The organism is Mycolicibacterium duvalii (assembly GCF_010726645.1).
Taxonomy (GTDB): Bacteria; Actinomycetota; Actinomycetes; order Mycobacteriales; family Mycobacteriaceae; genus Mycobacterium; species Mycobacterium duvalii.
The window spans coordinates 2,951,255-2,962,187 of the sequence record NZ_AP022563.1 but is presented as its reverse complement, the minus strand read 5'-3'; the positions used below and the strand labels follow the sequence as shown (position 1 = coordinate 2,962,187).

At 67.9% G+C, this 10,933-nt stretch carries 10 protein-coding genes; 5 read left to right on the top strand and 5 right to left on the bottom strand.

Annotation, left to right across the window (positions count from 1 at the left end; translation table 11 throughout):
- The first annotated feature begins 102 nt into the window (after positions 1-102).
- The 3 genes from G6N31_RS13935 to G6N31_RS13925 all read left to right on the top strand — a co-directional run bounded on the left by G6N31_RS13935 (position 103) and on the right by G6N31_RS13925 (position 2,829).
- Positions 103-1,260, top strand: a complete 1,158-nt coding sequence (locus tag G6N31_RS13935; protein WP_234815444.1) for a 5-(carboxyamino)imidazole ribonucleotide synthase — start codon at positions 103-105, stop codon at positions 1,258-1,260.
- Positions 1,257-1,757, top strand: a complete 501-nt coding sequence (purE, locus tag G6N31_RS13930; RefSeq protein ID WP_098005127.1) for a 5-(carboxyamino)imidazole ribonucleotide mutase — start codon at positions 1,257-1,259, stop codon at positions 1,755-1,757. Before G6N31_RS13935 ends, purE begins: the two co-directional genes overlap by 4 nt.
- 229 nt (positions 1,758-1,986) lie before the next feature.
- Positions 1,987-2,829, top strand: a complete 843-nt coding sequence (locus G6N31_RS13925) for a type IV toxin-antitoxin system AbiEi family antitoxin (RefSeq protein WP_098005128.1) — start codon at positions 1,987-1,989, stop codon at positions 2,827-2,829.
- On the opposite strand, the gene G6N31_RS13920 is transcribed toward G6N31_RS13925, so the two are convergent.
- The gene (locus tag G6N31_RS13920; RefSeq protein WP_098005129.1) at positions 2,817-4,796 is read right to left on the bottom strand and encodes a cadherin-like domain-containing protein; all 1,980 of its coding nucleotides are present in this window, start codon (positions 4,794-4,796) and stop codon (positions 2,817-2,819) included. The two genes, G6N31_RS13925 and G6N31_RS13920, sit on opposite strands and share 13 nt — an antisense overlap.
- A gap of 303 nt (positions 4,797-5,099) precedes the next feature.
- Between G6N31_RS13920 and G6N31_RS13915 the strand changes: the two genes are divergently transcribed.
- Together G6N31_RS13915 and G6N31_RS13910 are read left to right on the top strand one after the other, a co-directional pair.
- Complete coding sequence (locus G6N31_RS13915) at positions 5,100-5,735, top strand: hypothetical protein (protein ID WP_133117714.1); 636 nt, start codon at positions 5,100-5,102, stop codon at positions 5,733-5,735.
- 376 nt (positions 5,736-6,111) lie between these two features.
- Positions 6,112-7,281 (top strand): acyl-CoA dehydrogenase, encoded by a 1,170-nt coding sequence (locus G6N31_RS13910; protein WP_098005131.1) that lies wholly within the window; start codon positions 6,112-6,114, stop codon positions 7,279-7,281.
- A 198-nt stretch (positions 7,282-7,479) separates the two neighbouring features.
- On the opposite strand, the gene G6N31_RS13905 is transcribed toward G6N31_RS13910, so the two are convergent.
- The 4 genes from G6N31_RS13905 to G6N31_RS13890 form a co-directional block, all read right to left on the bottom strand.
- Complete coding sequence (locus tag G6N31_RS13905) at positions 7,480-8,241, bottom strand: biotin--[acetyl-CoA-carboxylase] ligase (protein WP_098005132.1); 762 nt, start codon at positions 8,239-8,241, stop codon at positions 7,480-7,482.
- A 2-nt stretch (positions 8,242-8,243) separates the two neighbouring features.
- A complete protein-coding gene (locus G6N31_RS13900) occupies positions 8,244-8,567 on the bottom strand; it encodes a hypothetical protein (protein WP_098005133.1) in 324 nt (107 codons plus the stop codon).
- A gap of 131 nt (positions 8,568-8,698) precedes the next feature.
- Positions 8,699-9,409: a TIGR03089 family protein gene (locus G6N31_RS13895; protein WP_098005134.1), complete on the bottom strand. Its 711-nt coding sequence runs from the start codon at positions 9,407-9,409 to the stop codon at positions 8,699-8,701.
- Position 9,410: 1 nt separating this feature from the next.
- Positions 9,411-10,877 carry an LCP family protein gene (locus tag G6N31_RS13890; protein WP_098005135.1) on the bottom strand — a complete coding sequence of 489 codons (1,467 nt, stop codon included), beginning with the start codon at positions 10,875-10,877 and terminating at the stop codon, positions 9,411-9,413.
- Positions 10,878-10,933 lie beyond the last annotated feature (56 nt).

The following is a 10,933-nucleotide window of genomic DNA, read 5'->3' as shown; positions in this document are numbered from 1 at the left end:
TAATGTCGCATCGCTGCAGTTACCGCAGGTCAACGGTGCGGTATCGGCCATGACACCATATGCGGCGTGCCAAGAACCTCAGCGTCGCCTCCTGTCGTCGCCATGATCGGTGGCGGACAACTCGCCCGCATGACCCACCAGGCCGCTATCCCGCTGGGCCAGACTCTGCGCGTGCTGGCGCTGCGCGCCGACGAATCCGCAGCTCAGGTCACCCCGGACGTGGTCATCGGCTCGCACACCGACCTCGACGCGCTGCGCCGGGCCGCAGACGGCGCCACCGCGCTGACGTTCGACCACGAGCACGTGCCCGGGGAGTTGCTGGAGGCGCTGGTGGCCGACGGGGTGGCCGTCTATCCGCCGCCGTCGGCGCTGGTGCACGCGCAGGACAAGCTGGTGATGCGGCAGAAACTGGCGGCACTGGGCGCCCCGGTGCCGCGGTTCGCTGCGGTCTCGTCGGTGGCTGACGTCGACGCGTTCTGCGCCGAGGTCGGCGAGGCTGTCGTCATCAAGACCGTGCGCGGCGGCTACGACGGCCGCGGCGTGGTGCTGACGTCTGGGGTTGCTGAAGCACGGGCGGCGGTCGAGCAGTATCTGTCCGACGGTGTCGAGGTGCTGATCGAGGAGCGGATCGCGATGCGCCGCGAGCTGGCCGCGCTGGTGGCCCGCTCGCCGTTCGGGCAGGGTGCGGCCTGGCCGGTCGTCGAGACGGTGCAGCGCGACGGCATCTGCGTCACCGTCGTCGCGCCCGCTCCCGGGCTGGACCCCACGGTCGGGGCGGAGGCCTCGGAGCTGGCGCTGGGGATCGCGTCGTCGCTGGGGGTGGTCGGGGTGCTGGCCGTCGAGCTGTTCGAGACCGACTCCGGCGGGCTGATGGTCAACGAGCTGGCGATGCGCCCGCACAACTCCGGGCACTGGACCATGGACGGGTCGCGCACCTCGCAGTTCGAGCAGCATCTGCGCGCGGTGCTGGACTATCCGCTGGGTGACACTGCCGCGCTGGCGCCGTACACGGTGATGGGCAACGTGCTGGGGGCACCGTCGACCCCGGACATGTCGATGGACGAGCGCGTGCATCACCTGTTCGCGCGGATGCCCGACGCCCGGGTGCACCTGTACGGCAAGGCCGAGCGGCCGGGCCGCAAGATCGGGCACGTCAACCTCGTCGGCTCCGAGGTGGAGGGGCTGCGGGAGCGCGCCGAGCGGGCGGCACACTGGTTGTCGCACGCAGTCTGGACCGACGGATGGGATCCGCACGCATGACACCTCGGGTAGGCCTGATCATGGGCAGCGACAGCGACTGGCCGGTGATGTCCGACGCCGCCAACGCGCTGGCCGAGTTCGATGTGCCGTTCGAGGTCGGCGTGGTCTCGGCGCACCGCACGCCCGCGCGGATGCTGTCCTATGCCGGCGAGGCCGCCGGGCGCGGTATCGAGGTGATCATCGCCGGGGCCGGCGGCGCGGCGCACCTGCCGGGCATGGTGGCCTCGGCGACCCCGCTGCCGGTGATCGGGGTGCCGGTGCCCTTGGCGCGGTTGGACGGCCTGGACTCGCTGCTGTCGATCGTGCAGATGCCGGCCGGTGTGCCGGTGGCCACGGTGTCGATCGGCGGCGCGCGCAATGCCGGGCTGCTCGCGGTGCGGATCCTCGGAGCGTCTGATTCTGCGTTGCAGTCGCGGATGGCTGACTATCAGAAGTCTCTGGAGCAGATGGTGCTGGAGAAGGACGCCGCACTGCGTCGGGAGTTGCTGGGGGAGTAGTCCCGTTGCGTTGAGTCTGCGCTGCGTTGAGTCTGCGCTCAGGGCGGAAGAGAGCGAGTAGGGTCCGCCGCCACTGCAGTCTCAATCGGGACCGTGCGTTGAGTCTGCGCTCCGGGCGGAAGAGAGCGAGTAGGGTCCGCCGCTACTGCAGTTTCACTGCACTGTGGAATCTCGGCGCCGCCTGTGGATAGCTCGCCAGGACCATCGTCGGCAGTGCCACGCTTCCTGTGTGGGGGTTTTCGTCGGCAGTGAGGCACTGCGCCAGGGCCTGCTCACGCGCCACCAGTTGCGCACCCACTACCGTCGGGTCTTCCCTGACGTCTACGCGCCCAAATTCAGCACGCTGAGCCTCGACGACCGAACGACAGCGGCATGGCTGTGGTCGCACCGCCAAGGCGTCGTCACCGGGCTCGCGGCGTCCGCGCTGCACGGCGCGAGATGGATAGATGACGATATCGCCATCGAATTGAACTGGCCGAACCATCGGGCGCCGACAGGGATCGTGACGCGCAACGATTCGCTGCTGGACAACGAAATAGTCTGCGTGCGGGGGCTGCCGGTGACGTCGCCGGTTCGGACAGCGTTCGATCTGGCGCGGCGCGGTCCGGTCGATGCAGCCGTCGCCCGGCTCGATGCTCTGGCGCGGACAACGCATTTCAAGGCCGACGACGTCCGCGATCTCGCCGCACTCCATCGCCACAACAGAGGAGTTCGACGCCTGGACGCCGTGCTCGATCTGGTCGATGCCGGAGCGGAATCACCGCAAGAGACTCGCCTGCGCCTCCTGCTCATGCGCAAATTCCCTCGGCCGTCCACCCAGATTCCCATCCTGCGTCCGGACGGCTATCGCCGGTACTACCTCGACATGGGCTGGGACGACATCAATGTCGGCGTCGAGTACGACGGCGAACAGCATCGCACCGATCAGGAGAGCTATCGCCGGGACATCAAGCGGATGGAGTACATCCAATCGGCGGGCTGGCTCGTCGTCAGGGTGGTCGCGGGCGATCGGCCGAAGGAGATCGTGGCTCGGGTGGGAGCCGCCCGGGCGTCGCGCGCCTATCGCAAATAGGGCAGCGGATCGATCCGTCCCGAGTAGCCGTTGCTGAAGTTCGGCGTCCTCGGAAGCACCTCGAAGTGCAGGTGCGGGCCGGTCGAATTGCCGGTGGAGCCGGCGTACCCAATCAATTGGCCGCGAGAGACGTTCTGCCCGTTGTTGATCACCGTGCTGCTCAGATGTGCGTAACCCGAGTAGACGTTTAGCCCCGGATGCCAGACCAGCACGCAGATGCCCGCCGCCCAGGTCATCCAGGAATGATTCTGCCCGTAGCCTTCGAACGAGATCACACCGTCAGCTGCGGCGTAGACCGGCGTCCGCGGGTTCATCGTCACATGCAGGTCGATGCCGTTGTGGCCGTTGCCGCCGAAGTAGCGGTTGACCTGGACCGAGCCCAACGGCCAGCGCATGCGAGTGCTCGGCGGCGGAGGCGGTGGCGGCGGCGCCTTGGGGCTGATGACAGCGGTGACTTCGACTGTGGCGGTGGAGAGCCCGTCTCTGCCGGCGATGGTGAAGCGGACGGTGTCTTCGCCGGGGGTGCCGTGGGCGTGCTCGCGGGCGCCGACGGTCGGGGTGAAGGTGAAGTTGCCTGAGGCGGCGTTGACGGCCAGCGATCCGGTGCCGGCGGCGACACCTGCGGCGATGGAGTACGTCAATCCGAAGCCGTCGGGGTCGGCCATGTTGACGTAGCCGGTGACGGTGCCGTCGGCGCCGTTGACTCCGGTGATGCTGTAGCTGGGGTTGCCGACGGTGGGGGCGGCGTTCTTGCTGGGCGGGACGATGCCGACGCGCACGCCGACCGTCTTTATGCCGCCGTGGCCGTCGTTCACGGTGACGGTGAAGCGGTCACTTCGGCGAAAGATGCTGCTGGCGGCTTCGCGCGCCGCGGCGGTGGGGGTGTAGACGAAGGTGCCGTCCGCGTTGACGACCACGGTGCCGCGCGAGGTGGATCCGCTGCCGGTGTAAGTCACGGCGTCGCCGTCGCGGTCGGTGACGTTGATCCTGCCGGTGACGATGCCGTTGGCCGGATTACCTTTGGCCACCGTGGCTCTCGCGCTGGGCCGGTAGTTCTTCGGCCGGATCACCACGTCGATGTAGGTGGTGGCGACGCCGCCATATCCGTCGGTGACGGTCACATTGACCCGGTCCGAGAGCCAGGTGGCGGAGGCGGCGGATGCGTGGCGGATTTCCGCTGTCGGAGTGTAGGTGTAGAGCCCCCACGAGTTGATTGTCACCGTGCCATGAGCCGCGGTCGCGGAGTAGGAAAGCTTGTCGCGGTCCGGGTCGGTGGCGCGGACGCGGCCCCGCACCTTTGCGGTGAACAGTCCTGGCGTTCTAGCGGATATGGACGTGACGGTCGGGTTGGTGTTCGGCACCGCGCCAACGAGTTCGGTGGCTTGAATGCCCGCCACCTGACGGAACTCGGTGGTGGACGGTCGCCGGGCGGCGGCGAGCATGGCGAGCAGAATCGTTGACTCGCCAGGGATCTCGGGCGACGCGGGTGCTGAGAGCGGTTCCGGCGCGATCGTCAGCGTTCGGGCTTCGGTCTCGGGCTCCTCGGCTGTCTCCGGTGCGGGTGTCACCTCGATGGCGAGCTGGACCGGCGACACAGGCTGTGGCTCGGGGCGCTCCGATGGACTGCGGGTCGGGACCTCCTGAGTGACTTCGATGGGTTCGTCGGTGTCCTCGTTCTCATGCAGCCCGGCGAAGGAGTTTTCGTTGGAACGCTCGTCGGGGGCGATATCAGTGCCGCGTTGGCGCTTCACCTCGACGGTGGCTGCGTTGGCGACTTTCTCGCTTTGTCGTGTCTGAGTGCGGCGCGACTGCCGGTCGGATTCGGTGCGGTCGTCGTCGCGGCTGGCGGACGGCGCGGTGGCGTCGGTGTCGGCCCATGCCACCGCCGGTGAGGACGCCACCGCCAACCCGATTCCCAACGCGGCGGCCAACGTGCCGACCCGCCCGACGAAGCGTCCGTAGCCCATCACGACCCCCTGACCGGGCGGGCTTGCCGAAACATGCAATTACGGACTTCCAGCCCCGCCCTGGGGCAGGCCACCATTCCGAATCGGTACGAACGCATTCCCGCGAGAAGTTTGCTGAAGCGGCTCTGAGTAAATCACCGCATGCGTAAATAAGGCCTGTCATTAGGCGCGTCGTCCGAAGATTCGTACGAACGGATGACACAAATCGGCGTCTGCGCGACGCACGCGACGCTGGAAATCTCCGGTGCAGGTCAGTCGCGGGCGCACAATGGGTGTAGGTCGGGCCAATCGGAGGGGGCGACGATGGCTTTCCGGGCTATCGCCATCGCAATGATGGCCGCCGCAGCCGTCGTCATCGGCACGGGGTGGGCTGCCGGATCTGCGCACGCTCAGCCGGCGAAGACGCCGTCGACGTTCGCGGGGGGATGCGGTGTCGTCGCCTACCCGGGCACCGGAGTGCGGGGGACCGTCAAGGTGGTTTCGGGACCCACCTCATGCGGCGACGCCATGGAGATCGTCGACCGCTACCTGCACGACCCAGTGTTGGTGCACAGCGGCAACACATGGACGGCGGAGTTCGACGGCTGGCTGTGTGTCACGCCGACCGCTGCGACCGCTGACGAGTACGGCTACCTGAGCACGTGCCGTGACGAGTTCGGCGGCGAGATTCGGGTGCTCCCGGAACAGGCCAGCCCTGAACCCACCTGGATTCCGTGCGAGGCGTCGGTGATCGCTGACGACATCGGCGAGCCGGTAACCGTCGAGCGCTGCTACGGCAATTGGGCGTTTGTCACCACCGGAGAGGTTGACACGCAGTCGCTGATTCGGCTCGTCAACGGGACCTGGGAACGCTACGTGGAGTTCCCGGCTGAGATCTGCACCTGGCAGGCCATCCTGGACGGAGTGCCCGCGCCAGAATTGCGCAGCTTTACCTGCTGATCCCTTGAGCTGCGCGTGCGGCATTGCGCAACGTCGCGCGTGATGCTCCTACGACGCGCGCAGGACGACCAGCGGCTCGGCCGTCGGCACGGGCACGGCACCCGCGATGTGGCCGGTCTCCGCAGCATGCATGCCCGCGTCCACGACTGCTGATGCCCGCATCCAGCGAGGAGTACCGTTCCAACCACAGTCGCAGTGCGCGGTACGGCGGAATGCCGAGCCATCGATGTACGTCTGCATGTTGTGGAAAGTACCCATCGAAGGTGAGAGGCAACCCAGTCTCCCGCTGAGGTTTACCTGAGAAGCGGGGCGGGACCGGACTTCGCGTCACAGCGCATACAGGCTAAAGTTACCGGCGAGTAGCAAGGAGATGACAATGGCCAGTTGGGCTGGAAATCCGTCGTTCGATCTGTTCCAGCTGCCTGAGGAACATCAGGAGCTGCGAGAGGCGATCCGCGCGCTGTGTGAGAAGGAGATCGCGCCGCACGCCGCCGACGTCGACGAGAACTCGCGCTTCCCCCAGGAGGCGCTCGACGCGCTGGTGTCCTCGGGCTTCAACGCCGTCCACGTACCCGAGGAGTACGGCGGTCAGGGCGCGGACTCGGTCGCGGCGTGCATCGTGATCGAAGAGGTCGCCCGAGTGGACGCGTCGGCCTCGCTGATCCCGGCGGTCAACAAGCTGGGCACGATGGGGCTGATCCTGCGCGGCTCCGACGAGCTGAAGCAGAAGGTGCTGCCCGGCATCGCATCCGGTGAGGCGATGGCGTCCTACGCGCTCTCCGAGCGGGAGGCCGGCAGCGACGCAGCCGCCATGCGCACCCGCGCCAAGGCCGACGGCGACGACTGGATCCTCAACGGCGCCAAGTGCTGGATCACGAACGGCGGCAAGTCGTCGTGGTACACGGTGATGGCGGTCACCGACCCGGACAAGGGCGCCAACGGCATCTCGGCGTTCATGGTGCACATCGACGACGAGGGCTTCTCGATCGGGCCCAAGGAGAAGAAGCTCGGCATCAAGGGCTCACCGACCACCGAGCTGTACTTCGAGAACTGCCGCATCCCGGGCGACCGGATCATCGGCGACCCGGGCACCGGCTTCAAGACCGCGCTGGCGACGCTGGACCACACCCGCCCGACCATCGGCGCGCAGGCCGTCGGCATCGCGCAGGGCGCGCTGGACGCGGCTATCGAATACACCAAGGACCGCAAGCAGTTCGGCCGGCCGGTCGCCGACAACCAGGCCGTGCAGTTCATGCTCGCCGACATGGCGATGAAGGTCGAGTCCGCCCGGCTGATGGTCTACAGCGCGGCCGCACGCGCCGAGCGGGGCGAGGGCAATCTCGGCTTCATCTCCGCGGCGTCGAAGTGCCTGGCCTCGGATGTGGCCATGGAGGTCACCACCGACGCGGTGCAGCTGTTCGGCGGTGCCGGCTACACGGTCGACTTCCCGGTCGAGCGGATGATGCGCGACGCCAAGATCACCCAGATCTACGAGGGCACCAACCAGATTCAGCGCGTGGTGATGAGCCGCGCCCTGCTGAAGTAGGCGGGGGTTCGCGAGAGTGCACCCACGGTAGTCGCCGTTCATGGCTGACTACCGTGGGTGCACCTTCGCGCGGCCAAAATTCGCGCTCTGCCGGCGCGCCGGCCCGGATCGACCGCGAGAGTGAGCTCATGGTCGCTGCGAGCGACGAATCACGACCGGGAGTGCTATTCCGCGGGGCACTTTCGCGGGCAGAAAGAGTCAGCGCAGATGGGTGATGTCGCCGGCTGAGACCGTCGCCGTCGTCTCGTCGGAGTCGATCAGCAGTCGGCCACTCGCGTCGATTCCCGTTGCGGTACCGACGATGTCGGAGTCGCCGGGCAGATGTGCCCGCACCTGCGAGCCGATGGTCGTGCTGACCCGGCGGTAGTCGTCGGCCAGGGCAGGGTCCGAGCGCCGCCAGCGCTGCACCAGCCGGTCCAGCGCCACGAGCAGACGCCCGGTGAGCACGGTGCGGTCCACCGAGACCCCGAGCATCGTCAGCGACACCGCCCGCGGGTCGGGCAGCGCATCCTCGGTGAGGCTGACGTTGAGCCCCACGCCGACCACCACCACGGTGCCGGCCACCTCAGCCAGGATGCCGGCCAGCTTGCCGTCACCGACCAGCACATCGTTGGGCCACTTCAGCCCCGCGTCGACACCTAGCTCACGCACCGACTCGACAACGGCCAGACCGGTGATCAGCGGCAGCCAGCCCCACGCATCCGGGGACACCCCGGCGGTGTCGACGCCGAACGACATCGCGATCTGCGACCGCGGCGGCGCCGACCAGCTGCGGCCATGGCGTCCGCGTCCCGCGCGCTGGTGTTCGGCCAGCAGCACCGCCCCGGCGATGTCCTCCGACGCAGCGCGCGCCACCAAGTCGGCGTTGGTCGACCCGGTCTCCTCGACAACGTCGACGCGGCGCCATCCTGTCCCAGAGACCGACGCGCGCAACTGATCGACATCCAGCGGTGCAGACACGCCTAGAGGTTAGTGGTCGACCCTTCGAGGGATTCCAGCAGCTGAGCCGAGAGGGCGTGCTCTGCCGTCACCCGGTTCAGCGCGCCGAACCCGGTGACGAACGCCAGCATCGCGCCCAGCGCCCACAGATTGCCGACGGCCCATTCCCAGCCGGTCGCCGTAGGAGCGGTGTGCAGCCAGTACGTCGCGATCGCGACCAGCGCATAGCCGCAGTAGATGTTGAATCGACCGTCGGAGCTGGCCCGCCAGCCGGGGTGGCGGCGGTTATGGGCGTGCCAGACAGCAAGGACGATGACGACGGCGACTGCCGTGATGGTCGAATCCATCAGCGCCCTCCTCGCAGGCGTGGCCCTCTGCGTCTCTCAAAGGGTCCAGCTTTGCCAAAACTGCACAAACCGGCATGTACGAGTGTGGGCGTCGATCCTGAGAACAGTGTGTGGCTACGGAAACGATAAGGTCACGGTAACGTTTTAGTCAATCTTTCCGTTTCGCGCCGACGCTCCAGCAACGAGGTGTCAGAGTTCGCCACTTGCACGAGTGACGCACCAATTATGTATACCGCGAGTAGCCGTTCGACGATGTCGTCGGCGCTGTCCCAGGCCCGGGTCGACAGCACCCGGTCGCTCGCCGTGAAGCCCTGCGCGTCCGCCGACGCCCGCGCCGCGGCAAGGACGTCGTCGGCCGAGCGGCCCTCCAACGCCGGACCCGGCACTGTCTCCGGCACGATCTGATCCCCGTGCACCCGCACCGCCGTCGCGTAATCGGTCACGCCGACCGGCAGATCCGGCGCCGGCTTGCCGAACGGGTCCAGCGACAACACCGCGACCTCGCCCATGCCGACCGCCGCGTCCGCCTCGCCGAGCCGGTCCGCCGTGCACAGCGCCACGTCGGCATCGCCGCTCAACACGACCTCGGCGCCGATCCACCACACCCCGAACAGCACCGCCGCGGTCTGCCAGTGCGCCGGCAGCAGTACGGCGACCCGGCTGCCGGCCCCGGCGCCCAGCTCGTCGCGCAGCAAATTGGCGGTCTTGGCCGCCCAGTTGGCCAGCGTCGCCGTCGAGCACTCGATGCGCTCACCGGTCGCGTCGTCGTAGTAGGTGATCCGCGGGCCCGCGGGGTTGGTGGCCAGCAGCGGATCGAGAATGGCCGAACTGACGTTGGTCACGTCAGTTCACGCACTCGGGATCGTCGGAGCCGGCGGTGATGATCGGCGACGCCGCCGGCAGCGCCTCGCCGCCGGCCTGCGCGGTCACCGGCGCCGAGAGCATCACGTCGGTGCCGTCCAGACCCGAGCCGGGACCGGTGTAGTCGTCGGCCAGGATCACCCGCACCGCGCCCTCGGGCACCGCGCTGTTCTCGACGATCTTGAGGCCGCCGAGTTCGGTGGCGACCGCCTGCGCGCCCAGGTCGTCGGCCTTGGCGGCCTGCACCTGTGTCGTCATCACCTTGTCGCCCTCGTTGTTGCCGACCGGTCCGGGCTTGAAGCCCTTGCTGGTCACCACATGCGACACCGCAGCGGCCAGGCCGTTGATGTCGGTGTCGTTGAGCACCTCGACGGTGGTCTTGTCGGGGCTGTAGGTGACCTCTTCGGTGTTGCCCTGCTCCTGCTCGTGCAGCAGGCCGTCGACCCAGGAGCGCACCTCGCTGGGGTCGACGCGCACCACGCTCTGCATGCCGTCGTCGCTCCAGCCTGCTTCCTCGACGATCGGAATGGTCGCGAACGCCACGTTGCCGCCGGCGAGCTTCTGCAGCTGCTCGGCGAAATCCATGATGTCCCAACCGTCGGAGAGCACCACCGAGCGCTGCACCGCGTCCTCGAGCCGGTTCAGCGTCGCCGGACTGGACAGCGTCTTGCTCGAAATCACCTCGTGGGCAAGCGAAGCCATGAACGCCTGCTGACGCGTCACCCGGTCCAGGTCGCCGCGCGGCAGGTCGTGGCGCTGCCGCACGAAACTCAGCGCCTGCGGCCCGTTCAGCTTCTGCCACCCGGCCGGGAAGTCCGCCCCCGAAAGCGGTTCGTAGACCGCATCTTTGAGGCACACATTGACCCCGCCGAGCGCGTCGGTGATCAACGCGAAGCCGAGCAGCCCGATCTCGGCGTAGTGGTCGACGGTCACCCCGGTCAGGTTGGCGACAGTCTTGATCAGCTCCTCGCGGCCGGCTTCGGCGGCCTCCTGCTGCGCGACCGTTGGGTCCTCGCCCTGCTGCTCGACGAGCTCCTTCATCGTGGCCAGATGCACATCGCCGTACACGCCGTTGATCTTCATCTTGCCCAGCCCGGGCGCCTCGACATAGGAGTCGCGCGGGATCGAGATGGCTGTGGCCGAGCGCCCGTTGTTCGGGATGCGCACCAGGATGATGGTGTCGGTGCTGGTCGAGACGTCGTTGCCGGCGCGCAGCGTGGCCAGTTCTTCCTGGCTGAGCGGGTTGCCGTGCGCGTCGGTGCGGCTGTCCATGCCGACCAGCAGCACGTCGACCGCGCCGTCCTCGCCGCCGTCGCCCAGCGCGACCGAACTGATGTGGTTGATACCGGACTCGAAGGAGCGGACTTTGCTCCACGCCACCCCGGTGCCGATCACCACCGTCAACGCCACCACCGCCGAGACGACACGGGTCAGGGGAGCAGCAGGCATTAGTTCAGGCTATCTGCGAACGGCCTCGATGCGGGGGAGCTGAGACCGGCGTGCCA